This is a genomic window from Demequina sp. NBRC 110054 (assembly GCF_002090115.1).
Lineage (GTDB): Bacteria > Actinomycetota > Actinomycetes > Actinomycetales > Demequinaceae > Demequina.
Genome location: NZ_BBRK01000004.1, coordinates 604,963 through 629,695 on the forward strand (window position 1 = coordinate 604,963; position 24,733 = coordinate 629,695).

The following is a 24,733-nucleotide window of genomic DNA, read 5'->3' on the forward strand; positions in this document are numbered from 1 at the left end:
GCGTGCGCGGCTTCCCCTTGATCAGTTGAAGGAGTGCGCCGTGCCCCTCGTGGTGCAGAAGTACGGAGGCTCGTCCGTCGCGGACGCCGACGCGATTCGTCGCGTCGCCCGCCGCGTGGTCGAGACGCGCAACGCAGGCAATGACGTCGTCGTGACGGTGTCCGCCATGGGCGACACGACGGACGAGCTCATCGACCTGTCGAACGACGTGTCGGGCCAGGAGCACCCCCGCGAGATGGACATCCTTCTCACGGCCGGCGAGCGCATCTCGATGGCACTGCTCGCGATGGCCGTGCGCGACCTCGGCGTCGGCGCGCAGAGCTTCACGGGACCCCAGGCGGGCGTCATCACCTCCGGTGCCTACGGCCGCGCCCGCATCATCGACGTCGCCCCCGGCAGGCTCCGCCAGACGCTCGAGGGAGGCGAGGTCGCGATCGTCGCGGGCTTCCAGGGCCTCAACCAGGAGACGCAGGACGTGCAGACGCTTGGCCGCGGCGGCTCCGACACGACCGCGGTGGCCCTCGCGGCTGCGCTCGATGCCGACGTCTGCGAGATCTACACGGACGTCGACGGTGTCTTCTCGGCGGACCCCCGTGTGGTCCCTGCCGCGCACAAGCTCGACACCATCACGTACGAGGAGATGCTGGACATGGCGGCCTCGGGCGCGAAGGTGCTCATGCCGCGCTGCGTCGAGTACGCGCGCCGATTCAACGTACCCATCCACGTGCGCTCGTCCTTCTCAGGACTGCAGGGCACGATGGTCGTAGGACCCACCGAAGGAGAGGAAGCCATGGAGCAGCCGATCATCGCGGGCGTCGCCCACGACACTTCCGAGGCCAAGATCACCGTCATCGGCGTGCCGGACGTCCCCGGCTCCGCCGCCCGCCTGTTCGAGGCGGTCGCGACGGCCGAGGTCAACATCGACATGATCGTCCAGAACGTGTCCGCGACCCACACGGGCGTCACGGACATCTCGTTCACGCTGCCGACGGCGCAGGTCGAGGCCGCGCGCACCGCTCTTGAGGCCGACCACGAGGCGATCGGGTTCCGCGAGCTCGTCGTGGACGACTCGATCGGCAAGATCTCGCTCATCGGCGCGGGCATGCGCTCCGCGACGGGCGTCTCGGCCAAGTTCTTCTCGGCGCTGCGCGACTCCGGCATCAACATCGAGATGATCTCGACGTCGGACATCCGCATCTCCGTCGTCACCCGCGCCGAGCTCGTGAACGACGCCGTGCGCGCGATCCACACCGCTTTCGGCCTCGACTCGTCCCAGGGCGAGGCCGTCGTCTACGGAGGTACCGGACGATGACCCTCTCCCTCGCAGTCGTGGGCGCCACCGGCCAGGTGGGCGCCGTCATGCGTGAGCTCGTGGCCGAGCGCTTCCCCGACGCCGACGTGCGCTTCTTCGCGTCGTCGCGATCGGCGGGCAAGACGCTCGAGCACCTGGGCCGCGAGATCGTCGTCGAGGACGTCGCGTCGGGCGACTACTCCGGCATCGACATCGCGCTGTTCTCGGCCGGTGGCGGCGCCTCCAAGGAGTACGCGCCCAAGTTCGCCGCCGCAGGCGCGATCGTGATCGACAACTCGTCGGCGTGGCGCAAGGACCCCGAGGTGCCGCTCGTCGTGTCCGAGGTCAACCCCGACGCGCTCGATGAGATCCCCAAGGGAATCGTCGCGAACCCGAACTGCACCACGATGGCCGCGATGCCGGTCCTCAAGCCGCTGCACGAGGCGGCCGGCCTTGAGCGCCTGGTGGTCTCGAGCTACCAGGCCGTGTCCGGCTCGGGCCTCGCGGGTGTCGAGGAGCTTCACGGCCAGGCTGCCGCCGTCATCGACGGCGCCAAGGGACTCGCTCACGACGGCGCCGCCGTCGAGTTCCCTGAGCCCGTCAAGTACGTCGCGCCGATCGCATTCAACGTGCTCGCGATGGCGGGTTCCGTCGTGGACGACGGCTCGAACGAGACCGACGAGGAGCAGAAGCTGCGCAACGAGTCGCGAAAGATCCTCTCGCTGCCCGACCTGCGCGTGAGCGGCACGTGCGTGCGCGTGCCCGTGTTCACGGGACACTCGCTGTCGATCAACGCCGAGTTCTCGCGCGACATCACGCCTGAGGAGGCCTACTCGCTGCTCCTCGGCGCCCCCGGCGTGAAGGTCGAGGAGGTGCCCACGCCGCTCGCGGCCGCGGGCGGCGACCTCTCCCTCGTGGGACGCATCCGTCAGGACGGTGCGGCCGAGGGCAAGAAGGGCCTCGCGCTGTTCGTCTCGGGCGACAACCTGCGCAAGGGCGCGGCGCTCAACGCGGTCCAGATCGCGGAGCTCGTGGCGGAGAGGCTGACCGCGAAGGCCTGACGCCTCGGCGCACGCGCCACCCCAAGGCTCTCGGGGCCCCTTGCACACCGCGAGGGGCCCTTGCCTTTGCCCCCGCTGTCGTGCGCCTGCGAGGCCCCGCGCTCGGCTGTCCTCCGGAGACGACGAGAGCCCCTTCCGAAGAAGGGGCTCTCGCTGCTGATGACCTCGGTCATCTCACGGTCGGGGTGACAGGATTTGAACCTGCGACCTCCTCGTCCCGAACGAGGCGCGCTACCAAGCTGCGCCACACCCCGTGATTTGAGCCTGCTCAGGATACCGGACGAGTAGCCCATTCAAGAAATCGGCGGATCGCGGAACAGCGTCGCCCCGGAAGGCGCGTCCGGGGCGAGTGGCCGGGTGACGCTCAGGCCCGCGGAGTGAGCGTCAGCAGCGTCGCCTCGGGACGACACGCGAAGCGCACCGGCGCGTAGGGCGAGTGCCCGAGCCCTGCCGACACGTGAAGCCATGTGGAGTCGACCCCGCCCCGGTCAGGACGATCGCCGGGCCACCCGGTGAGGCCCTTGACGCGCCCCGTGTCGATGTCGCAGTTGGTGACGAGCGCGCCGAGACCAGGGACGCAGACCTGACCGCCGTGAGTGTGCCCGGCGAGGATCAGGTCGCAGCCGTCCTCCCACAGGCCGTCCAGGACGCGCGTGTAGGGCGCATGCGTGACGCCGATGCGAACGTCCCCGCGGTCCTCGGACGGTTCGGGCATCGCGTCCCTGCCGATGTGCGCATCGTCGGTCCCGACAAGGCTCAGCGCGACACCGTCGACGACAATTCCGCCGCGGGTGTTCGTGAGGTCGACCCAGCCCGACTCCCGCAGGATCGCGCGCAGCAGCTCGTGAGGAAGCTCCGCACGATCGGGGTGGAGCGTCGACGGCCCCGAGAAGTACTGGAACGGGTTCAGCCGACGCGGCCCGAAGTAGTCGTTGGAGCCGAAGACGAACGCGCCCGGCCGCGCGAGCAGCGGCGCGAGCGCTTCGACGAGCGACGGCACCGCATCGGGGTGGCCCAGGTTGTCACCGGTGTCGACGACAATGTCGGGCTCAAGGCTCGCGAGGTCGCGCACCCACGCCACCCGGTCACGCTGGGAGGGTGTGAGGTGCAGGTCGGAGATCTGCAGCACGGTGAGCGGCGCGGCGCCGGCGGGCAGCACCGGAACGGTCACGTGCCGAAGCACGTAGCGGTGCGCCTCGAGCAGCCCCCATGCGAGGCAGGCGGCTCCGACGCCGACCGTCACGGCCGCACCGCGACCGACGGCCGTGCCGAGGCCGTGCGACCCCGCCTCGCGGCTCATCCGTCGCCGGACGACCGGTCGGAGTTGTTGCCGCGCCCGTTGTTGTTCGAGTTGGCGTTCGGCGACGGGTCAGCGGTCTCTTCCTCTTCCGCGGCCGGCCACCCGTTGGGCGGGTTGCTCGCGAACTCGGAGGGCGGCCAGGTGGAACCCCAGTAGTCGTCCGGCGCGACGCTCGCGTCCCAGCCGCTCGGCCAGTTGTACCACCAGTCGGGCAGGCTGTCGGTCGCGACCGAGATGGAGATGTACGCCCCGGGCAGCGCCTTCGAGTAGGACGACGGCGACTGCGAGGTGACGACGCCCGACGAATAGACGGTCGAGTAGACCGTCGAGGTCGAGACCCTGAACCCGGCCGCGAGCAGCGCGGACCGCGCGGCGTATTCGCTCATGCCGATCACGTTCGGGATGCTCTGCGGCGTGCCGTACATGACCTCGCTGCTTGGAGTCTCGATGAAGTCGATGTTCTCCTCGCCCTCGAGCGCGCGATCCATGTACGCCTTCCACGTGGGCGCGGAGATCGTTCCTCCGTAGATCCAGCCCCAGTAGTGGGTGCCGTTGAGCGTGATGTTCTGGCCGTTCTCGTCCTGGTTCGGGTTGCCGAGCCACACCGCGGTCGTGAGCTGCGGCGTGTAGCCGACGAACCAGAGGTGCGCGTTGAGCTGCGAGGTACCGGTCTTGCCCGCGGCCTCGCGTCCGTTCGCGAGCTGGGCCCTGACACCGGATCCATACTCGATCACCTTGGACATCGCGTACTGGACGCCGATAGCGATCTCCTTGGAGATCACCCGTTCACAGTCCTGTCCTGGCAGCTTGAGCTTCTCTCCGTCGGACAGGACCGGGACGTTGCCGTCGGAATCGGTGATCTTCTTGATCGCGTACGGCTCACAGTGGACGCCGTCGTTCGCGAAGGTCTGCATCACGGATGCCATCGTGAGCGGCGACGCGTTCTGGGTGCCGAGCGTGATCGACGGCACGTACTCGATGTCCGCGCCGTCGGCCCGCTCGAAGCCGAGCCTCTCCGCCATCTCCACGACGTCGCACAGGTCGAGCTGCGACGACATCGCGACGTACGCCGTGTTGACCGAGTTCGCGGTCGCCTGCAGCACCGTCATGCTGTTCGCGCCCGTGCCACCGACGTTCGATGGCTTCCACGTGCCGCCACCCGTGAGGTCGGTGCAGCTGGCCGGCCATTCGGAGACGTCGTACTCCTTGATGGATCCGCTGACCGTCTGGTTGAGCGATCTGCCGGATTCAAGCCATGTCGCGAGGATGATCGGTTTGAACGTCGATCCTGGCGAGAACCCTCGGGACCCGCCGTAGTCGCGGTCCGTCGAGTAGTTCACGGATGTCGAGTTCGGCGCTTCGGAGGTGGGATCGAACTCTCGGGTCTGACTCATCGCGAGGATCTGACCGCTCTGGGTGTCTAGCGACACCAGAGCCATCGCCCACCCCGAGGGGTCGTCGATGGGCAAGGAGTTCGTGAGCTCCTCGTTGGCGATCTTCTGGTACCTCACGTTGAGCGTCGTGACGATGTCGAGGCCGCCCGAGTACAGCAGCTCGGTGCCCTCGCCCTTGAACGCCTCGTCCTGCTTGATGATCTTCGTGACGTAGTCGCAGAAGAACGGCGCAACCGCGGAGGCAGAGCACGAGAACTTGGGATAGGAGATGTCCATGTAGTCCTCGAGCTCCGTGGCGACGTACTCCTCGTACTGCGCCTCGGTGATGACGTCCTGGTCCCTCATGCGCTTGAGGACGATGTTGCGTCGCTCGATGGATGCCTCGGGGTTGCGGACGGGGTCGTACCGCGAGGGGTTCTGGGTCACGCCGACGATCGTGGCGGCCTCGAGGGCGTTGACCTCGGCCGCGGACTTCGAGAAGTAGTACTGCGCGGCGGCCTCGACGCCGTACGTGTTGGTGCCGAACTGCGCGATGTTGAGGTACTGCTCGAGCACCTTCTCCTTGCCGCAGTCGACCTCGGGTGCGTCGGTGCACTCGGTTCCCAGCGCGTTGTTGAGCTTCTCCTCGAGCGCGAGCGCGAGGCGCCACTCCTTGATCTTGCGGTCGACCGAGGTCTCGGTCGCGGCCTCGATGGCCTCGTCGTCACCGGAGTCGATGGCCTTCTGCAGAAGCGTGTTCTTGACAACCTGCTGCGTGAGCGTGGATCCGCCCTCGGTGTCGTCGGAGGTGAGGTTCGTGCGCACCGCGCGCAGGATGCTCTCGCCGTCGACGCCGTTGTGCTGCCAGAACCTGGTGTCCTCGACGGCGACCACGGCCTTCTGCAGCCACGGGGAGATGTCCTCGAGCGCGACGACGACGCGGTTCTGCGAGTAGAAGGTCGCGATCAGCGTCTTGCCGTTGCGAGCGTAGATGTTCGACTGCTGTGGCAGCGTCACCGAGTCGAGCTCGTCTGGCAGCTCCTCGAACAGGTCGGAGGCACCCTGCGCCGTGTTGCCTGCCACGGTCACCACTGGCAGCGCGAGACCCGCGACCAGGATTCCGGCCACGACGGACAGCACGACGAACGCGATGAGCCCGCCGATGAGCTGTGGGAACGTCACGCGACCATCCCGGCGCGCGCGTTCAGAGACGAAGACACCCATGCCCCAACCTTACGTTGCCCAGCCAACGCCCCAGACGCACCTGAGGTTCCCTTGGGGATAGGCTCGACCTCATGACTCAGTGGGAGTACTCGACCGTTCCGCTCATCGACCACGCGACCAAGCAGATCCTCGACCAGTGGGGCGAGGACGGCTGGGAGCTCGTCCAGGTGGTGACCGGCCCCACCGGCGGGCTCGTCGCCTACATGAAGCGCCCCAAGGGCGTCGCATGAGCGCCACGCAGCGACTCGCCGCGCTCGGGTTGACGCTTCCTGAGGTCGCGATCCCCGTCGGCACCTATGTGCCCGCGCTCCGCCAGGGCAGCCTGGTGCACACATCGGGGCAGCTGCCCTTCGTCGACGGGGCCCTGCTCGCCACGGGTCACGTGGGTCAGCGAGCGGACGACGTCACGCCCGAGAAGGCTGCGGAGTGCGCCCGCGCGGCGGCGCTCAACGCGCTCGCGGCGGCGGCACAGGCCGCGGGCGGCCTCGACTCGATCGAGTCCGTCGTCAAGGTGACGGGCTTCGTCTCCTCCGCCCCGGACTTCACGCAGCAGCCGGCCGTCCTCAACGCCGCGTCGGCCCTCATGGTCGACGTGTTCGGCGAGGCAGGTCGCCACGCCAGGTCGGCCGTCGGCGTCGCGGCGCTGCCGCTCGGCGCGCCCGTCGAGGTCGAGATCGTGGTCGCGGTCCGCCACTAGGCGCAGCCGCGTTCGCCCGGGAGTCGCGCGTCAGCGCGAGCGGGCACGCAGGCGGTCCGGCTCGTACACCTCGACGGAGCCGATGTGCACATCGATCCAGCCGCGTGACGCGAAGTCCGCGAGCGCCTTGTTGACGGTCTCGCGAGAGGCGCCGACGAGCTGAGCCAGCTCCTCCTGCGTCAGCCCGTGACGCACGGTCACGTGGCCGCGCTCCATCCGCCCGAAGCGGTGCCCGAGGTCGAGGATCGCCTTCGCGACGCGACCCGGGACGTCCGAGAACACCAGGTCAGCCATCGTGTTGGTGGTGCGACGGATGCGCTGTGCGAGCGCGCGCAGCAGGTGACGCGACATGTCGAGGTGCTCATCGAGCCACGCGTCAAGCGTCGCCTTGGGAAGCTCGTAGAGGACGGACTCCTCGACCACATGCGCACGCGAGAGGCGTGGGCCTGGGTCGAAGACCGAGAGCTCGCCGACCATGTCGCCGACGCCCATGAGCCCGAGCAGGTTCTCGCGGCCGTCGCGCGCGGTGCGCGCGAGCTTCACCTTGCCCTTGACGACGACGTACATCACGTCGCCCTCGTCGCCCTCGTTGAAGATCGTCTCGCCCTTGGAGAACTCGCGCCGGATCATCTCCGCGATCAGCGAGCGCGCATTCGCGGCGTCCATGCCTCCGAACAGCGGGGACGACCGCAGCAGCTGCTCCTCGCGAGCAGTGTTCGCCGAGCCCTGGGGTGCCTCAGGCATAGCGCCGCTCCGCGACATCGCGCCGGTGTGCCTCACCCATCGCCTTGACCATCAATGCCGTCACCGTCTCCAGGTTCTCCGCGACCCGGGCCTCGTAGGCCTCGAGCCGCACATCAAGAGCATCCAACTCCTCGATGCTACCGGGCGCGACGGCTCCTGCCTCGGGCCACACCGCAGAGACCAGTTCTCTCGCGCTCGGAGCGTCGGCCGCGAGGGCCTCCCAGATGTCGTCGAGCACGAGCGCCTCGGCGCCTCCCGGCCTCGCGAGCGCGGCCACGGTCAGCTCGCGGCGGGCGGCGACCAGTCGCCTCCACCACCGCACACGAGCGATCTCACGGCGGATATCGCGACGCCGCTGCCGCAGCTCCGCGATCCGTTCCGCGGTAGCCATGGTGCTCATGCAACTCCCTGGGGCTCGCGAGGGACTCCATCCCTGCCGGACCACTGTCCCCACCTCTATCGGATCGGAAGGCGTCCGCCTTAAGGGTCGTCAGGCGCCGAGCGTCGCCTAGGGTTGACGCCATGCCGAGCCGCACCCCGCTCACCGTCGCGTCGTCCACGGACACCACGCCTCCCGTGGCGCTCGTGCGTCGCGCCCGAGCCGTCAACCGCGAGCTCGCCGAGGTCTACCCCGACGCGCACTGCGAGCTCGACTACCGCACGCCGTTCCAGCTGCTGACGGCGACCGTGCTGTCCGCACAGTGCACGGACGTCCGGGTCAACCAGGTCACTCCCGGCCTGTTCGCGACCTACCCCGACGCGCACGCGATGGCTCAGGCGGATCGCGACACGCTCGAGGCGCTCATCAAGCCGACCGGCTTCTACCGCGCGAAGGCCGAGTCGCTGCTCGGGCTCAGCCGCGACATCGTCGAGAGGTACGACGGCGAGGTGCCAGGTCGGCTCAAGGATCTCGTCACGCTGCGGGGAGTCGGCCGCAAGACCGCCAACGTCGTGCTTGGGAATGCGTTCGACGTCCCCGGCATCACCGTCGACACCCACATGGGCCGGCTCGCGCGGCGCCTCGGCCTCACTGTGAACGAGGATCCCGTGGTCGTGGAGAGGGACCTCATGGCGCTCATCGAGCGTCGCGAGTGGACGCTGTGGTCGCATCGCGTGATCTTCCACGGGCGCCGACGCTGCATGGCGCGCAAGCCCGACTGCGGCTCGTGCGAGATCGCGGCGCTGTGCCCATCGGCGCCGGGCGCCAAGGTGCGTCAGCCCACGTCCTGACGGGACGATGCGTCGGCTCGCCCGGTCGGCACCGCTTCGGGCTCGTCCTGGCGGGACGAGGGGTCAGTGGGACTCGCGCTCGGAGTCCTCGGGGGCGGGCGCGGCCTCGCCACCGATCTCGCGGGCAAGTGCGTGGGCGTCGCCCATGCGGTCGTGCCCCACGACAGGGATCGACCGCGACTCGTACATCTTCCGGTAGCTGCGGTCGCGCCAGAACAGCATGAGGGCGCCGATGAAAGCGGCGAGCAGCGAGGCCGCGAGGACCGACATCTTCACCTCTTCCACGCGCTCGCCGTTGAAGGCAAGGTCGCCGATGAGCAGCGAGACGGTGAAGCCGATACCCGCGAGGAAGGCCATGCCCAGGACGTCGGGCCAGCTGATTCCTCGATCGAGCTGTGCCTTGGTGAAGGTCGCCACGAGCCATGTGGCGAGCACGATGCCGAGCGGCTTGCCGATCACGAGACCGACGACCACGCCCTGCGCGACCGGATCGGCGATCGCGGCGCTCACGGCCTCGGACGAGATCGTGACGCCGGCCGCGAAGAGCGCGAAGACCGGAACCGCGAAGCCGGCGGAGATCGGGCGCCACTTGTGCTCCCAGTGCTCCGCGAGCGCGTGCTTCTCGCCCTTGGCCTTGATCGCGGGGACCATGAGGCCCAGGGCGACGCCTGCGATCGTCGCGTGCACACCGGACGCGTGCATGAACGCCCACGAGGCGAAGGCGATCGGGAACAGGAGCCACCAGTACGTGATGCGCTTGGAGGCGAGGAAGCCGAAGACCAGGATGCAGGCCACCGAGGCGGCGAGCATGACGAAGTTGATGTCGTCGGTGAAGAACACGGCGATGATGATGATCGCAAGCAGGTCGTCGACGACCGCGAGCGTGAGCAGGAACGCGCGCAGCGCGTTCGGCAGCCACTTGCCGACCACGGACAGCACGGCGACCGCGAACGCGATGTCAGTGGCGGTCGGGATGGCCCATCCGGCGGTCGAGCCGCCGTCCTGAAGGTTCACCAGCGTGTACAGGATCGCGGGCATCGCCATGCCGCCGACCGCGGCGACGATCGGGACGATCGCGGTGGACGGCTTGCGGAGCTCGCCCACGACGATCTCACGCTTGAGCTCGAGGCCGACCACGAAGAAGAAGATCGCGAGCAGACCGTCCTTCGCCCAGTGGGCGAGGTCCAGGTCGAGGTGCAGTGCCTCGGGTCCGATCGTGAACGACTTCATGGCCTCGTACGAGTCCGACCATGCGGAGTTCGCCCAGATCAGCGCCGCGACCGTGCCGATCAGCAGCAGAATGCCTCCCGCGCGCTCGGTCCTCAGGACGTCGGCGAGGGTGCGCTCGGTCGACGGGGTGAGGCGCGAGAAGAGACGCGTGGGCTGGTTCGACATGCAGGCTCCTGGTTCGGGGGACGCGGATCCGCATCCAGACTACTCAGCCGCGCGACCGCCTGCCGTCGTGCTCGAGGATGACTGTGCTCTCGCGAGCACGGCCACGCTAGGCCTTCGCGGTCTCCTGATCGGCGGCCGGCTTGGGGGCGGGAGGGTCGAAGCGGTAGCCGACGTTGCGCACGGTCCCGATGAGCTGCTCGTGCTCCGATCCGAGCTTCGCGCGAAGGCGACGCACATGGACATCGACGGTCCGCGTGCCTCCGTAGTAGTCGAAGCCCCACACCTCCTGGAGCAGCTGGTCACGCGTGTAGACGCGGCCGGGGTGCTGCATGAGGTACTTGAGGAGCTCGAACTCCTTGTACGTGAGGTCGAGCGGCACGCCCTTGAGCCGGGCCGTGTAGCCGCCCACGTCGACCGTCAGGTCTCCCGAGGAGAACTCCGCGGCCTTCTCCAGAGGATCCTCGGAGCTCGCGCGACCCATCATGAGCCGGATGCGAGCCTCGACCTCGGCAGGTGAGGCGTCGGCGAGCACGACGTCGTCGGCTCCCCACTCGCTCGTCACGATCGACATCCCGCCGTCCCTGAGCACAAGCAGCAGCGGCACAGTCACGCCAGTGACCTGCACGAGCTTGCAGTTGTTGCGCGCCTGAGCGAGGTCGTTGCGAGCATCGACCACGAGGACGTCCGCGTCCATCGCGTCGAGCATCGCGGCCGGCTCGGGCTCCACGACGCGGGTCCGATGGCTCAGCAACGAAAGGGCAGGCAGGACTGCGCCTGCCCCGTCTCCGGACGGGGTGAGCACAAGCAGGTCTGCCATCGCCACCTCCCGATTGGCTTAACTGTAGCGGCGAGAGGCGTGCCAGACTAACCACCATGGCTCCGACCTCCCGCGCGTCGATCACTGCCGTCGCCGCGGCACTGGTCGCTGGCTCGGGATACCTCGGCCCGCGCTACCTCGCCGTCGCGGTCCTCGTGCTCGCCGTCGCCATGGGGATCGGCTGGTCGGGACTCGTCCACGTCGGTCACCGCTGGACCACCGCGGCCATCGTGGGCGGAGGCGGGGCCCTCGCGCTGATCGCCGTCGCGCTCGGCCGCAGCGAGCCGTATCTGCGCTTCATCGCCGTCGCGCTCGCGGCCGTGACCGTGGCCGCGCTCGTGGCCCAGGTGCTGTTCCCCTCTCCCCGCGGCCACGTGCTGAGCGCGGTCTCCGGCACGGCGGCGGGCGGCGCGATCTCGACCGCGGGCGCCGCGTGGGTCGCCGCCGTGCGCACGCCCGGCTCGGAGGACCTCGTGGTCGCGGGCGCCGTGACCCTCGCGATGGCGGCCGTGTTCTCCGCCGCGACGCGCAACCCCGGCATCAACGCCGCGCTCACGTTCACCCTGGGCGCCGGCGCTGGCGCCGCGATGGGACTGCTCTTCGAGACCCTCAGCTGGTACGGCGGCATCCTGGTGGGCCTGCTCACCGGTGCCGCTGTCGTCCTCATGGGAGAGCTGAACCGACGCGAGCCGCGACCGCGCAGCCGGTGGGCGGGAATATCCTCGGCGATCGCACCCGTTCTCATCGCCGGCACGCTCGTCTATCTCGCGGGCCGCCTGCTCATCGGCTGACGGAGGTCCCCCTTGCTCGTTCGAGTGCTGGTCGTGCTCGCCCTTCTCGCGATCGCGTCGCTCGCCTACTGGTGGTGGTCGCGCCGCCAGGGCCGCGTCACGCGCGTCGACATCCCCGGCGCGCTCACCCCCGCCGTACTGGGCGCTCCTCGCGGCTACCGCGCGACCTTCGTGCAGTTCTCGACCCCCGTGTGCGCGAAGTGCCCCCCCACCCGCACCCTGCTCACCCGGGTCGCCGCGGAGTACGAGGGCGTGAGCCACGTCGAGATCGATGCCTCGGAGCGGCTCGAGCTCGCGCGCGAGCTCGACATCATGCGCACGCCGACCACCCTGGTCCTCGACACCAACGGCGTCGTGGTCGCCCGCATCTCGGGAGCGCCGACCGAGGCACAGGCCCGCGAGGCCATCGAGGCGACGCCGCCCGGCGACTCCGAGTACGCCATCTGAGGACCTCACCCCCGCCGGCGCCGCTCCCCCCACTCGACCACCCGCGTCGTCCCGATACCTGCCCGGGCATGACGCCGGACCGCATCGTCCCCGTACAATCCCCGGCACGTGCTTCCCCCGCACGGCCGCCCCACCCCGGAGGAGAACCCATGGCCAAGGACATCCGCATCGATCCGCGCGGCCCGCGCTTCGGCGCCGCCGTGACGCTCGTGATCGCGGTCGCGGCCCTCATCATCGGCGCGAACAACGTCGGGCTCGTGCTCGCGTTCGCGCTCGCTGCGCTCTTCCTCCCCGGCGCGATCGTCGGCCCGCAGGCCACGGTGCAGTCCGCGATCTTCGCGAAGTGGGTGCGCCCCCGGCTCGACCCGCCCGCCGAGACCGAGTCGTTCCGCGCGCCGCGCTTCGCGCAGCAGGTCGGCCTCGCCTTCGCCGTGCTCGCGATCGCGTTCCTCGGCCTGGGCGTCGTGCTCGGCTTCTACATCGCGATCGGCTTCGTCGTGATCGCGTCGTTCCTCAATGCCGTCTTCGACTTCTGCCTGGGATGCGAGGTCTACCTCCTCGCGACCCGTGCGACGCGACGCGCCTGAGGCGAGCGGGCGCGGATGCATGACGCCCGGTCGCGCGAGCCTGACTCGGCAGGGCCTTTCGTCCTAGGATGAGCGCATGACAGCACTGGGGCTCCTCTTCACCGTCCTCGCGGTGCTCGGCTTCGCGGCCACCGCTTGGGTCGTCGGCATCGTCGCGTACCGCCTGCTGAAGGACGGAGCGCGGTGACCTTCACTCTTCCCGACGGCCTGGCACCCGAGGTCTATCCGCTCGCGTGGCTCGTGGGCGAGTGGGAGGGCTCGGGAGAGCTGTCCTACCCCGGGATCGAGCCGACGGCCTTCCGTCAGCGCACGTCCTTCGACCACGACGGCGGCCCGTACCTCACGTACTCCTCGACGATCACTCTCATGGGGCCCGACGGCGAGGAGGGCCACGTCTGGCAGGTCGAGTCCGGGTTCTGGCGCGTCGCCCCTTCGGCCCCCGAGGGCGTCGAGCTTCAGGACTTCCAGCACCCGCTCGAGGTCATCATGACCGAGGCGTCCGGCGTCATCTCGGCGTACATGGGCGCGGTCGGCAACGGCCGTGTCGATCTCGCGACGCGCTTCATCGCCTCGACCGAGAGCGGCCCCGAGGTGCGCGGTGCGACCCGCATGTACGGCAACGTCAAGGGCGAGCTCATGTGGGCGTGGGACCTCGCGGCCTTCGGGCAGGAGCTCCAGTCCTACGCGGCCGCGCGGATGTCGCGCGTCGACGCTGCGGTCGACCCCGAGGCCACCGGCGATGAGGACGATGCGCCTGCCGGGGAATCCCCCGCCTAGCCTCGGACGTTCCCTCCGCATGAGCACCACGACCACCAGCCCCCTGCTGAGCCGCCCCGGCGCCGTCGAGGCGACCGGGCTCGACGCCGGGGTCGCCTGGCACTACGGCGACCCGACCGCGGAGCAGCGCGCTCTCGCGCAGGGCCGCGCGGTCGTCGACCAGTCGCACCTCGGCATCATCACCGTGACCGGACCGGACCGGCTGTCGTGGCTGAACTCGCTGTCGACGCAGGAGGTCGCGGCCCTCGCGCCCGGAGTCTCCACCGAGCTCATGATCCTCAGCCCGCAGGGCCGGATCGAGCACGTCGCGGGCGCGGTCGACGACGGCGAGACGACGTGGCTGATCACCGAGACGCCGTCCGGTCTCGCGACCTTCCTGGACCGGATGCGCTTCATGCTGCGCGTCGAGGTGATGGACGCGACGCCCGAATGGGCCGCGCTTGGCGAGGCCGTCCGCGCACCCGCCGCGCCCGGCGAGCCGGTCACCTGGGTGGACCCCTGGCCGCACGTCGCCGAGGGCGGCACCACGTACGCGGCGTCCCAGGACACGCACCCCGGGACGATGCGCCCGTGGCGCCTCGTGCTCGTCCCCCGGGCCTCGCTGGACGCCGAGATCGACGCACGGCTCTCCTCTGGCTGGTCGCTCGCCGGCACGTGGGCCTCGGAGGCTCTCCGCATCGAGGCCTACCGACCGCGCGCGGCCGCCGAGGTGGACGACACCACGCTTCCGCACGAGCTCGACTGGCTGCGCACCGCCGTGCACCTGCACAAGGGCTGCTACCGGGGCCAGGAGACCGTGGCGAAGGTCCACAACGTCGGACGCCCGCCGCGTCGGCTCACGCTGCTCCACCTCGACGGCTCGGCGCACGCGCTTCCCGAACCCGGGGCGCAGGTCATGCTCGGCGAGGGGGACGAGGCGAGGATCGCCGGACACGTGACGTCCGTCGCTCGCCACCATGAGCTCGGCCCGATCGCACTGGCCGTGCTCAAGCGCTCGACCGACCCGTCCGCCACGCTGATCGTGCCGTCGGACGGCGGGCCGCTCGCTGCGGCACAGGAGCTCATCGTGAACGCGGACGGCTTCAGCGCCGACCGCCCGCCCAAGGTGGGGCCCACGATGAAGGGCCTGCTGATGGGCAAGGGCTGCGCCGCCGACGGCGGCGACATTCCGGAGTGAGTCACTCGCGCGCTACCCTGGTGCGCGTCTGTCCGCACGTCCCCTGAGGAGTCAGCCTTGTTCGCGTTCCTGCAGTCCGCCGTGATCTTCCTGATCTCGATCGCCGCACTCGTCGGCTCGGTGTGGGCGCTGATCGACGCGGCCAAGTACTCCAACGAGGCCTACGTCGCCGCGGGCAAGCAGACCAAGACGATCTGGCTCGTGATCCTCGGCATCGCGACGCTCATCGCCTTCATCTCGGTGCCTGCGCCCATCGGGGTCGGCAGCGGGATCATCGGCTTCTTCGGCCTGCTCTCGATCGTCGCCGTGCTCGTCTACTTCGTCGAGGTCCGCGTGAAGGTCGCACCGCACCACCGCCCGGGCTCGCGTGGGCCCAAGGGCGGGACCTGGTGAGCCTGTCCGCTCCCGCAGCGTCCGGCCTGTCGCGATGAAGGCCGTGCTCCAGCGCGCCTCGCGCGCCTCGGTCACGGTCGAGGGCGAGGTCACCGCATCGTTCGACCGCCAGGGCGTGGTCGCGCTCGTCGGCGTCACCCACGACGACGGCGCGGAGCAGGTGGAGCTGATCGCGCGCAAGATCGCCGACCTGCGCATCCTGGACGACGAGCGCTCGGTGCTCGACGAGGGCGCGCCCGTCATCGTCGTGTCGCAGTTCACCCTGTACGCCGACACCCGCAAGGGCCGCCGCCCCACGTGGAACCAGGCGGCGCCCGGTCCCGTCGCCGAGCCGCTCGTCGACGCGGTGGTCGAGTCCCTGCGCGGCCGCGGGCTGTCCGTGGGCACCGGCGTCTTCGGCGCGGATATGAAGGTCGAGCTCGTCAACGACGGGCCGATCACCATCGTCCTCGAGGCCTGAGCCCTCCGGTCCCGGCGACCTCCCGCTCCCTCGAGCCCCTCGGCGGGGCTCCGTCCCCGGCTCAGCGCCGCATCGTCCCCGTGTTGCCGGGACGTGTCGCATCGTCCCCGTCTGAGACCCCCGTCACACGTTCTGTTTCCTGTGGGTGAACAGCATCACGCCCCTGGCGAACACGGGCATTCGGTGCCCCTGCCGCTGGTTAGCCTGGAACAGCACGGGGGCGGTGTATCCCGTGTGGCGACCCTTGGCAGTGTGCGAGGGCCGCGACTCCCGGCCTCGGCCGGACAACTCTTTGGGAGGTTCACATGTTCGAGCGGTTCACCGATCGAGCCCGGCGTGTGGTCGTGCTTGCGCAGGAAGAGGCGCGCATGCTCAACCACAACTACATCGGGACGGAGCACATCCTGCTCGGCCTGGTGCGCGAGGGCGAGGGCGTCGCAGCCAAGGCGCTCGAGGCCATGGACATCTCCCTCAACGGCGTCCGCGAGCAGGTGCAGGAGATCATCGGCGAGGGCTCGCACGCCCCCTCCGGTCACATCCCCTTCACGCCGCGCGCCAAGAAGGTCCTCGAGCTCTCGCTGCGCGAGGCGCTTCAGCTCGGACACAACTACATCGGCACCGAGCACATCCTGCTCGGCCTGATCCGCGAGGGCGAGGGCGTCGCAGCCCAGGTGCTCGGCAAGCTCGGCGCCGACCTCGGCGGGGTGCGCCAGCAGGTCATCCAGCTGCTGTCCGGCTACGAGGGCAAGGAGCCCGCCGCCGCCGGTACAGGCTCCGGTCCCGCCGAGGGCACGCCCGCCGGCTCGACCGTGCTCGACCAGTTCGGCCGCAACTACACGCAGGCCGCGCGCGAGGGCAAGCTCGACCCGGTCATCGGCCGCGAGCTGATCCAGGAGCGCGTCATGCAGGTCCTGTCGCGCCGCACCAAGAACAACCCCGTCCTCATCGGCGAGCCCGGCGTCGGCAAGACCGCCGTCGTCGAGGGCCTCGCCCAGGCGATCGTGCGCGGCGACGTGCCCGAGACCCTCAAGGACAAGCACCTCTACACGCTCGACCTCGGCTCCCTGGTCGCGGGCTCCCGCTACCGCGGTGACTTCGAGGAGCGCCTCAAGAAGGTCCTCAAGGAGATCCGCACGCGCGGCGACATCATCCTGTTCATCGACGAGATCCACACCCTCGTCGGTGCGGGTGCCGCCGAGGGCGCGATCGACGCCGCGTCGATCCTCAAGCCCATGCTGGCCCGCGGTGAGCTGCAGACCATCGGCGCGACGACGCTCGACGAGTACCGCAAGCACGTCGAGAAGGACCCCGCGCTCGAGCGCCGCTTCCAGCCCATCCAGGTGCCGGAGCCCGAGCTCGCCCACGCGATCGAGATCCTCAAGGGTCTGCGCGACCGCTACGAGGCGTTCCACCGCGTCACGATCACGGACGATGCGATCGTCGCCGCCGCGCAGATGGCCGACCGCTACATCTCCGACCGCTTCCTGCCGGACAAGGCGATCGACCTCATCGACGAGGCGGGCGCGCGCCTGCGCATCCGCCGCATGACGAGCCCGCCCGAGCTGCGCGACCTGGACGACAAGATCGCGAACGTGCGTCGCGACAAGGAGTCCGCGATCGACGAGCAGGACTTCGAGAAGGCCGCGTCGCTGCGCGACGTGGAGCGCCGCCTCACCGAGGAGCGCTCCACCAAGGAGGAGGCGTGGAAGTCGGGCGACCTCGACGTCGCCGCCGTCGTAGACGAGGACCTGATCGCCGAGGTGCTGTCGATGTCGACGGGCGTGCCCGTCACGCGCGTGTCCTCCGACGAGTCCGGCCGCCTCCTGCGCATGGAGGAGGAGCTGCACAAGCGCATCATCGGCCAGGAGCAGGCCGTCAAGGTGCTGTCGCAGTCGATCCGCCGCACGCGTGCCGGCCTCAAGGACCCGAAGCGTCCCGGTGGCTCGTTCATCTTCGCCGGCCCGACCGGTGTCGGAAAGACCGAGCTCGCCAAGGCGCTCGCCGAGTTCCTGTTCGGCGACGAGGACTCGCTGATCTCGCTCGACATGTCCGAGTACGGCGAGAAGCACACGGTGGCCCGCCTGTTCGGTGCGCCTCCCGGCTACGTCGGCTTCGAGGAGGGCGGCCAGCTCACCGAGAAGGTCCGCCGCAAGCCGTTCTCCGTCGTCCTGTTCGACGAGGTCGAGAAGGCCCACCCGGACATCTTCAACTCGCTGCTCCAGATCCTGGAGGACGGCAAGCTGACCGATGCCCAGGGCCGTGAGGTGAACTTCAAGAACACCATCATCATCATGACCACCAACCTCGGTGCGGACGCGATCTCGCGCCGCCAGGCGACGGGCTTCTCGGTCCAGCGCGAGGGCGGTCAGACGTACGAGGAGATGCAGAGCCTGGTGAGCACCAAGCTCAAGGAGCACTTCCGCCCCGAGTTCCTCAACCGCGTCGACAACACGGTGGTCTTCCCGCAGCTCACGCAGAAGGAGATCATCCAGATCGTCGACCTCATGGTCGCCCGCCTCGACGAGCGCATGAAGGACAAGGACATGGGCATCGTGCTCACGCCCGCGGCCAAGGAGCTGCTCGCGGAGAAGGGATACGACCCCGTGCTCGGTGCACGTCCGCTGCGCCGCGCCCTCCAGCGCGACATCGAGGACACGCTGTCGGAGAAGATCCTCTTCGGCGAGGTCGTCTCGGGCCAGATCGTCCGCGTGGACGCTCAGGGCGAGGGCATCCTCGGCGAGTTCACCTTCGAGGGCCTCGACAAGGACGACGTGACCGGCGAGCCGACCGCGGAGGCGATCGTCGGCACCGCGACCGACACGACCGACCACAAGGCCGAGGGCGCCGACGTCGAGTCGCACCGCGGAGACGCCTCCTAGCCTCTGGCTTCACCGAGGGCCCGTCATCCCGTCAGGGGTGGCGGGCCTTCGTCGTTCCTGGACGATGCGGGGGGCGGGTGGGCGCGCGCCGCCGTAGGTGCCGCATCGTCCCGGCGCGCCCGTCCCGTGCGCTCGCCCCTTGCGCGTCGCTCACCCGTCCGCGCGCGCCTCCGCTACCGCCTTGATCTCGTCGAGATCGGTCTGCATCGCCTTGCGGGTCGCCGAGGCGCCGAGCGGCGCCGTGACCTTGGCCATGAATCGCGAGAAGCCAGACGCGTCGTCGCTCGGGCTGCCGGTGAACCGCATCGTCAGGCGGGTGCCGCCGGGCAGCTCCTCCACCGTGAAGCCGGAGACATAATCCGCACCGTGGCTGTGCGCCACCACCGTCGTCTCGCGAGGAGCCACGACCGACGCGACCTCCATGTCCTCGGTGGCCTCCTTGCCGAACATCTTGCGGGTCTCGCGCCAGCGCGTCCCCACCTCGTACCCGTCCGGACCGCCGAGCCGCTCGATCGCCAGGATCCCCGTCATGACGTCGGGCGCACCGTCGAGATCGGTGAGGATCTCCCACACGGTCGCGACCGGCGCCTTGATGTCGACCGAGACGTCGACGCTCCACTCGTCCTTGGCCATGATCCACTCCCCACGGGCCGCCCGGGGTGCGGCCCTCCTTCGGAACGTAGCAAAGTCGCCAGGCGGACGCGCGTCGGCGACGAGCGCACCGGGTGCCGCTAGGGTGTGCGCATGGCGAGGGGGGCTCGACTGAAGATCGCCGTGGCGGTGGCCGCGGGCGCCGTGGTGCTCGGCGTGGGCGCGAGCTGGGCGTACGGAGCCGTCGCCTCGGCCCTCGACGACGGCCCGCTTCCGCGCGCATGGGAGGACAACCGGGTGCTCGCGCTCGCCCCGGACGGGACGCTGCTCGTCGCCTTCTACGAGGTCACTCCAGACGAGGACGACTACTACGCGGGACAGGCCCCGGGGGTCGCGCTCCTCAGCACCTCCGGCAAGGTCACCGAGGTGCTCGCCCCCCAGGACGCTCCCTCGAGCTGCGTGGTCGAGGCGTCCGGCGCGCTCGACGGCGAGAGGATCGCGGTCGCGTTCACCTCGGGAAGCAAGGGGGACGACGAGTGCCGCACCTACGGCCTGTGGACCGGCACCGACGCCGGCCTAGCCAAGGTCGGCGAGATCGTTCGCGACGGGGAGGCGCTCGACGTCGGCTGGGGCTCCCTCTGGTTCGTCGACGGGGGGCTCACCGCCGTGGGCCGCATGCCCAACGCCTCGGGCCTCGAGGGCACCTCCCTGGGGATCGTCGACCCCGCCACCGGGGCCTTCACCACGTGGCGGTCCGACTCGCACCTCGGCTTCTTCCCCGATGCCTGCGGCGAGTACGGCGCCGACTTCTCGGTGGGCGTGCACGGCCTCGACGAAGACCAGGTCCTGCAACCGCTGTCGTTCACGGTCCGCGGAGGATCGCGCACCCGGACCGAGGTGCTCCCGACGCCCGCGGGCTACGACACCCTCGTTCCCGTGACCTCGTGCGGCGACGACGTGGCGGGGTCCCCGACGGGCTCCGGGAGCACTGACACGGTGGTGTGGCAGAACGACGGAGCGACCCAGACTGGCGTCGTGTCGGGGATCGTCGGCGACGTGTACCTGGGGACTGAGGTCGTCGCCGCACGAGTGCTCGAGGATCTCGACGCTGACGGGTCCGTCGTCATCTGGGACCGGGCCTCGGGACAGCAGCTGGTGTCCGTCACGTCGTGCAGCCGGCTGCTCTTCATCGGGGAGTGGCTTGCGCTTGGCACACGCGAGGATGGGCGGTGCGTGCCGACTGCCACCACGCTGGACGCGCTGCTCTCCGAGCAGGCCAACTGAGCGGTCCGCAATAGGCTGGCGGTATGACTCACGATCCGTATGTGGCCGACGCTGCCCGCTACGACACCATAAACTACCGCCGATGCGGACGCTGGGGCCTGCGGCTCCCTGGCGTGAGCCTCGGACTGTGGCAGAACTTCGGCGACACCAAGCCGTACGAGACGATGCGCGACATCGTCCTCGCCGCCTTCGACGCCGGCGTGACCCACATGGACCTCGCAAACAACTACGGACCTCCTCCCGGAAGCGCGGAGACCAACTTCGGGCGGATCCTCGCCGAGGACCTGCGCCCCTACAGGGACGAGCTCGTCATCAGCACCAAGGCCGGCTATCACATGTGGCCCGGCCCGTACGGCGAGTGGGGCTCGCGCAAGTACCTGCTGTCGAGCCTCGACCAGTCCCTGACCCGCATGGGCCTCGACTACGTCGACATCTTCTATCACCACCGACCCGACCCTGACACGCCCATCGAGGAGTCGATGATGGCGCTCGACCAGGCGGTGCGCTCGGGCAAGGCGCTGTACGCAGGCATCTCCAACTACGACGCGGCAGGCACCCGCGAGGCGGCGCGCATCCTGCGCGAGCTCGGCACGCCGCTGCTGATCCACCAGCCCCGCTACAACATGTTCGACCGCCGCGTGGAGCAGGGCGGCCTGCTCGATGCGCTCGGCGACGTCGGCGCGGGCGCGATCGTCTTCTCGCCGCTCGCGCAGGGGCTGCTGACCGACCGCTACCTGGGCGGGATCCCCGCGGGCTCGCGCGTCACCCACTCCGCGTTCCTGTCCGAGAAGAACATCACGGACCTCTACCTTGAGCGCGCGCAGGCGCTCAACGAGATCGCAGTCGCGCGCGGGCAGTCGCTCGCGCAGCTCGCGCTCACATGGGTGCTGCGCGACGACCGCGTCACCTCGGCACTGATCGGCGCGTCCTCGGTGGAGCAGCTCCACGCGAACCTCGCCGCCCTCGACGCGGACCCGCTGAGCGCAGAGGAGCTCGAGGCGATCGAGCCGCACGCGGTCCACGGGACCGAGTGGCTCTAGGCCGCGCCTGGACGATGCGGTAGCCACGGACGATGCGGTCGACCGGCGGATAGCGCAGGCCGCCCGGGCTTGGGCTCGGCTACAGCGAGTAGGTGCCGCGCGCCTCGTCGACCAGCCGGACCAGGCCGTCGTCGACGAGTGACTCGAGGCACGAGTCGAGCTGGCCCGGCTCGACGTCCTCGAGCAGCGCGTGCCCCGTCACGGTGAGGGGTGCATGGGTCGCGCGCAGCAGCGCCATGATCCGCCCTCGCACCTGACGATCCGTGCCGTGCCACGGCTGCACGCGACGGGGCGCGGCCTCGAGCCCCTGCGCACCGTCGGCGAGCCACGCGCAGTCGGACGCGAGCGGGCACTCGTCGCACCGGGGCACCCGAGCGGTGCACACGAGCGCGCCGAGCTCCATCGAGCCGGCAGCCCACGCGACAGCCCGCGCCGCTTCGTCCGGCACCAGGGACGAGGCACGCGCGCGCTCCCCCACCGTCTGGTGGAGGGTGGGAAGGGGGCGGCCCTCCCACGCCCTCCCGATGACTCGCCGCACGTTGGTGTCCAGGACGACCGACCGCTGACCGAAAGCGAACGCCGCGACGGCGGCCGCGGTGTACGCGCCGACACCGGGCAGCGCCAGGAGCTCCTCCTCGTCGGAGGGCACCTCGCCGCCATGCCGCTCGACGATCGCGACGGCGCACTCCCATAGCCGCTTGGCCCGGCGGGGGTAGCCGAGCCGGCCCCAGGCCCGCACGGCTTCGGATTGGGCCTCACCCGCGAGCTCACCCGGGGTCGGCCACCGGCGCATCCACTCGTGCCACACGGGCTCCACGCGCACCACCGGGGTCTGCTGGAGCATCACCTCGCTCACGAGCACACCCCACGGCGAGCAGTCCGACCTCCGCCACGGGAGATCGCGCGCCTCGCGCGAGAACCAGCCGATGACCTCCTCGACCATCCGGGCGTCGTGAACTGCTTGCGGGGTGGTCGGCATGGCTTCATTGTTCCAGCGCTCCGCGTGACTACCGTGAAGTGACGTACGGGAAGGAAGGAGCGGCCATGGACGGTCTGCGTCACCCGGTGGGCCAGCAGCCCGCACGGGTCTACTGGATGCGACGCCTGCTGCTCCTCGCGGTCGCTGCGCTCGTCGTCGTGGTCGTGTGGTTCCTCATCTTCTCTCCGGACGGAGACGGCACCGACGCCGGAACCGACGAGCCCGCCGCCACCACGAGCGTGAGCGCGGATGCCACGGACTCCACAGCCGCCGACGCGAGCCGCGCGTGCGGCGTCGACGACGTCGAGGTCACCGTGAACCCGGTCGACTTCACCAATGCGCTCGGCACCGCACCCGTCTTCAAGGTCAAGGTTGCGCACGTGGGCTCGTCCGCGTGCCTCCTCGCGACCGGCGGCGCGGACAGCACCCTCCTCATCACGACGGGAGACGTGGAGGTCTACTCGACAGCGGACTGCGTCGAGGAGTCCCCCATCAAGGAGCGCGCCCTCCTGCTCTCCGACGGTGCGACGGAGTCCTTCAAGGTCACCTGGAGCGGCAACTGGTCCGCGCCCGAGTGTGGAGAGCCGTCGCAGGAGACCAAGGCCGGCTTCTACTGGGCGACCCTCACGCTCCAGGGCATCGAGGCCGAGCCGACGCAGTTCGAGCTCGCCGCATAGGCGCGACATCCGGCTCCTCCGCCCAGCCCCGCCGCACGGCCACGACGCGCAGATCGGCTGCGCGCACCTCCGTGGGACCTGCCTAGAACGGCGCGGCCTCGCGGTCCTCTGCGGGAAGAGCGACGTGGACCGCCTCCGCGAGCGTCGAGACCGCGTGCAGCCTCACCCCGCTCGGAGCCTTGACATTCTTGGCCGCCGCAGGGACGACCACATCGCGGAAGCCGAGCCTTCCCGCCTCGGCGACCCGCTGCGACAGCGCGCTCACGGGACGGATCGCACCCGACAGCGCGACCTCACCGACCGCGGCGAAGCCCGCTCTCACCGGTCGGTCGAGTCGTGCGGATGCGAGCGCGAGCGCGAGCGCGACGTCGGCGGCGGGCTCGGTGACCCTCGCGCCTCCGATCGTCGAGACGTAGACGTCGTCGGCGGCCACGGCGAGCCCCGCGCGTCTGTGCAGGACGGCAAGGATCATCGACACGCGCGCGCCGTCGATGCCCGAGGTCGCGCGGCGCGGATTGCTCAGCGCGGACGGCGCGACGAGCGCCTGGATCTCGGACGGCAGCGGACGCTTGCCGTCGAGGGTGATGGTCGCGCACGTGCCGGGCACGTGCGCGCCGTCGTGGGACAGGAACAGGCCCGACGGGTCCGAGACCGACTCGATGCCGTCGTCCACGAGCTGGAAGCAGCCGACCTCATCCACCGAGCCGAAGCGGTTCTTGATCGCCCGCAGGAGGCGCAGCGCCGAGTGCTGCTCGCCCTCGAACTGGCACACCACGTCCACGAGGTGCTCGACGAGCCGAGGCCCGGCGACCGAGCCGTCCTTCGTCACGTGCCCCACGAGCACCGTGGGGATCCCTCGCGTCTTCGCCGCCTGGATCAGCGACTGCGCGACCTCGCGCACCTGGCCGACGCCGCCCGCGGTGCCCTCGATCTCCGCGGAGGCGAGAGTCTGGATCGAGTCGACCATCATGAGCGCCGGCTCAGCGGAATCGATGTGGGACAGCACCGCACCCAGGTCGGTCTCGGCGGCGAGCAGCACGCCGCGCTCGAGCGCGCCGATCCTCTCGGCGCGCAGCCGCACCTGGCCCGCGGACTCCTCACCCGTCACGTAGAGCACCCGCTCGCCGGACCTCGCGGCCCGGGCGGCGACATCGAGCAGCAGCGTGGACTTGCCGACCCCCGGCTCACCGGCCAGCAGGATCACCGCACCCGGCACCAGGCCGCCACCCAGCACGCGGTCGAACTCGCCTACCCCGGTGGGACGTCGCGTCGAGGACTCGGCCGAGACGTCCGGGATCGGGGTGGCCTTCTGCGTGGGCGCGGTCGCCTTGGTCGCCGGACCCGCGGCCGACGCCCCCGCCTCGACGACCGTCCCCCAGGCCTGGCACTCGCCGCATCGTCCCACCCACTTGACCGCGGTCCACCCGCAATCCGTGCAGCGGTACGCAGGGGCGCTTCGACGGTTCGTTGCCATGGAGGACACGGTAGCCGGGCGGTCCGACATGCCGCGCGCCTCGGC

The 24,733-nt window shown here is 70.1% G+C and carries 25 protein-coding genes and 1 tRNA gene; 16 read left to right on the forward strand and 10 right to left on the reverse strand.

The features are described 5' to 3' along the window. The first annotated feature begins 40 nt into the window (after window positions 1–40). Together B7K23_RS02755 and B7K23_RS02760 are read left to right on the forward strand one after the other, a co-directional pair. Window positions 41–1,312 carry an aspartate kinase gene (locus B7K23_RS02755; RefSeq protein WP_084124882.1) on the forward strand — a complete coding sequence of 424 codons (1,272 nt, stop codon included), beginning with the start codon at window positions 41–43 and terminating at the stop codon, window positions 1,310–1,312. Next, window positions 1,309–2,352, forward strand: a complete 1,044-nt coding sequence (locus tag B7K23_RS02760; RefSeq protein ID WP_084124883.1) for an aspartate-semialdehyde dehydrogenase — start codon at window positions 1,309–1,311, stop codon at window positions 2,350–2,352. Before B7K23_RS02755 ends, B7K23_RS02760 begins: the two co-directional genes overlap by 4 nt. Before the next feature lie 180 nt (window positions 2,353–2,532). Here the strand turns inward: B7K23_RS02760 and B7K23_RS02765 are convergent. The 3 genes from B7K23_RS02765 to B7K23_RS02775 form a co-directional block, all read right to left on the reverse strand. Then, window positions 2,533–2,606, reverse strand: a tRNA-Pro gene (locus B7K23_RS02765). A 110-nt stretch (window positions 2,607–2,716) separates the two neighbouring features. Then, complete coding sequence (locus tag B7K23_RS02770; protein ID WP_084124884.1) at window positions 2,717–3,652, reverse strand: metallophosphoesterase; 936 nt, start codon at window positions 3,650–3,652, stop codon at window positions 2,717–2,719. Beyond that, complete coding sequence (locus tag B7K23_RS02775; protein WP_159451283.1) at window positions 3,649–6,207, reverse strand: transglycosylase domain-containing protein; 2,559 nt, start codon at window positions 6,205–6,207, stop codon at window positions 3,649–3,651. Before B7K23_RS02775 ends, B7K23_RS02770 begins: the two co-directional genes overlap by 4 nt. A 113-nt stretch (window positions 6,208–6,320) precedes the next feature. Between B7K23_RS02775 and B7K23_RS02780 the strand changes: the two genes are divergently transcribed. Both B7K23_RS02780 and B7K23_RS02785 read left to right on the forward strand, forming a co-directional pair. Next, window positions 6,321–6,479 carry a DUF4177 domain-containing protein gene (locus B7K23_RS02780; RefSeq protein WP_084124886.1) on the forward strand — a complete coding sequence of 53 codons (159 nt, stop codon included), beginning with the start codon at window positions 6,321–6,323 and terminating at the stop codon, window positions 6,477–6,479. After that, window positions 6,476–6,946, forward strand: a complete 471-nt coding sequence (locus tag B7K23_RS02785; protein WP_084124887.1) for a RidA family protein — start codon at window positions 6,476–6,478, stop codon at window positions 6,944–6,946. The genes B7K23_RS02780 and B7K23_RS02785 overlap by 4 nt, the downstream gene beginning before the upstream one ends. A gap of 30 nt (window positions 6,947–6,976) precedes the next feature. On the opposite strand, the gene B7K23_RS02790 is transcribed toward B7K23_RS02785, so the two are convergent. Both B7K23_RS02790 and B7K23_RS02795 read right to left on the reverse strand, forming a co-directional pair. Then, entirely contained in the window at window positions 6,977–7,690 is a 714-nt protein-coding gene (locus B7K23_RS02790) for a Crp/Fnr family transcriptional regulator (protein WP_084124888.1), read from the reverse strand. Further along, complete coding sequence (locus tag B7K23_RS02795) at window positions 7,683–8,090, reverse strand: hypothetical protein (RefSeq protein WP_084124889.1); 408 nt, start codon at window positions 8,088–8,090, stop codon at window positions 7,683–7,685. The genes B7K23_RS02790 and B7K23_RS02795 overlap by 8 nt, the downstream gene beginning before the upstream one ends. A gap of 122 nt (window positions 8,091–8,212) precedes the next feature. On the opposite strand from B7K23_RS02795, the gene nth reads away from it, so the two are divergent. Then, a complete protein-coding gene (gene nth, locus B7K23_RS02800) occupies window positions 8,213–8,920 on the forward strand; it encodes an endonuclease III (protein WP_084124890.1) in 708 nt (235 codons plus the stop codon). Between the two features lie 63 nt (window positions 8,921–8,983). Here the strand turns inward: nth and nhaA are convergent, their stop codons facing one another. Together nhaA and B7K23_RS02810 are read right to left on the reverse strand one after the other, a co-directional pair. Beyond that, entirely contained in the window at window positions 8,984–10,315 is a 1,332-nt protein-coding gene (gene nhaA / locus B7K23_RS02805; RefSeq protein ID WP_084124891.1) for a Na+/H+ antiporter NhaA, read from the reverse strand. A 106-nt stretch (window positions 10,316–10,421) separates the two neighbouring features. After that, a complete protein-coding gene (locus B7K23_RS02810) occupies window positions 10,422–11,132 on the reverse strand; it encodes a response regulator transcription factor (RefSeq protein ID WP_084124892.1) in 711 nt (236 codons plus the stop codon). 56 nt (window positions 11,133–11,188) lie between these two features. On the opposite strand from B7K23_RS02810, the gene B7K23_RS02815 reads away from it, so the two are divergent. From B7K23_RS02815 to B7K23_RS02850, 8 genes are all read left to right on the forward strand, one after another. Beyond that, window positions 11,189–11,923, forward strand: a complete 735-nt coding sequence (locus B7K23_RS02815) for a hypothetical protein (protein WP_084124893.1) — start codon at window positions 11,189–11,191, stop codon at window positions 11,921–11,923. 12 nt (window positions 11,924–11,935) lie between these two features. After that, window positions 11,936–12,370, forward strand: coding sequence for a thioredoxin family protein (locus B7K23_RS02820; protein ID WP_234996395.1), 435 nt, complete (start codon window positions 11,936–11,938; stop codon window positions 12,368–12,370). Window positions 12,371–12,519: 149 nt separating this feature from the next. Further along, window positions 12,520–12,957 (forward strand): DUF4395 domain-containing protein, encoded by a 438-nt coding sequence (locus B7K23_RS02825; protein ID WP_084124894.1) that lies wholly within the window; start codon window positions 12,520–12,522, stop codon window positions 12,955–12,957. A 183-nt stretch (window positions 12,958–13,140) separates the two neighbouring features. Further along, window positions 13,141–13,734, forward strand: coding sequence for an FABP family protein (locus tag B7K23_RS02830; RefSeq protein ID WP_084124895.1), 594 nt, complete (start codon window positions 13,141–13,143; stop codon window positions 13,732–13,734). Window positions 13,735–13,753: 19 nt separating this feature from the next. Beyond that, complete coding sequence (locus B7K23_RS02835; RefSeq protein ID WP_084124896.1) at window positions 13,754–14,911, forward strand: folate-binding protein YgfZ; 1,158 nt, start codon at window positions 13,754–13,756, stop codon at window positions 14,909–14,911. A gap of 57 nt (window positions 14,912–14,968) precedes the next feature. Next, window positions 14,969–15,304 (forward strand): DUF2516 family protein, encoded by a 336-nt coding sequence (locus B7K23_RS02840; protein WP_084124897.1) that lies wholly within the window; start codon window positions 14,969–14,971, stop codon window positions 15,302–15,304. Between the two features lie 34 nt (window positions 15,305–15,338). Then, window positions 15,339–15,764, forward strand: coding sequence for a D-aminoacyl-tRNA deacylase (gene dtd, locus B7K23_RS02845; RefSeq protein ID WP_084124898.1), 426 nt, complete (start codon window positions 15,339–15,341; stop codon window positions 15,762–15,764). Between the two features lie 305 nt (window positions 15,765–16,069). Beyond that, a complete protein-coding gene (locus B7K23_RS02850; protein WP_084124899.1) occupies window positions 16,070–18,643 on the forward strand; it encodes an ATP-dependent Clp protease ATP-binding subunit in 2,574 nt (857 codons plus the stop codon). 150 nt (window positions 18,644–18,793) lie between these two features. On the opposite strand, the gene B7K23_RS02855 is transcribed toward B7K23_RS02850, so the two are convergent. Then, on the reverse strand, window positions 18,794–19,276 hold the full coding sequence (locus B7K23_RS02855; protein ID WP_084124900.1) for an SRPBCC family protein: 483 nt from the start codon (window positions 19,274–19,276) through the stop codon (window positions 18,794–18,796). A 111-nt stretch (window positions 19,277–19,387) separates the two neighbouring features. Between B7K23_RS02855 and B7K23_RS02860 the strand changes: the two genes are divergently transcribed. Further along, complete coding sequence (locus tag B7K23_RS02860) at window positions 19,388–20,518, forward strand: hypothetical protein (RefSeq protein ID WP_084124901.1); 1,131 nt, start codon at window positions 19,388–19,390, stop codon at window positions 20,516–20,518. Between the two features lie 23 nt (window positions 20,519–20,541). Next, on the forward strand, window positions 20,542–21,558 hold the full coding sequence (locus B7K23_RS02865; RefSeq protein WP_084124902.1) for an aldo/keto reductase: 1,017 nt from the start codon (window positions 20,542–20,544) through the stop codon (window positions 21,556–21,558). 79 nt (window positions 21,559–21,637) lie between these two features. Here B7K23_RS02865 and B7K23_RS02870 read toward each other — a convergent pair whose 3' ends face one another. After that, complete coding sequence (locus B7K23_RS02870; RefSeq protein ID WP_084124903.1) at window positions 21,638–22,537, reverse strand: adenine glycosylase; 900 nt, start codon at window positions 22,535–22,537, stop codon at window positions 21,638–21,640. Window positions 22,538–22,602: 65 nt separating this feature from the next. Here B7K23_RS02870 and B7K23_RS02875 point away from each other — a divergent pair, with 65 nt between their 5' ends. Further along, entirely contained in the window at window positions 22,603–23,214 is a 612-nt protein-coding gene (locus B7K23_RS02875) for a hypothetical protein (RefSeq protein WP_084124904.1), read from the forward strand. Window positions 23,215–23,296: 82 nt separating this feature from the next. Here B7K23_RS02875 and radA read toward each other — a convergent pair whose 3' ends face one another. Further along, the gene (radA, locus tag B7K23_RS02880; protein WP_234996397.1) at window positions 23,297–24,688 is read right to left on the reverse strand and encodes a DNA repair protein RadA; all 1,392 of its coding nucleotides are present in this window, start codon (window positions 24,686–24,688) and stop codon (window positions 23,297–23,299) included. Window positions 24,689–24,733 lie beyond the last annotated feature (45 nt).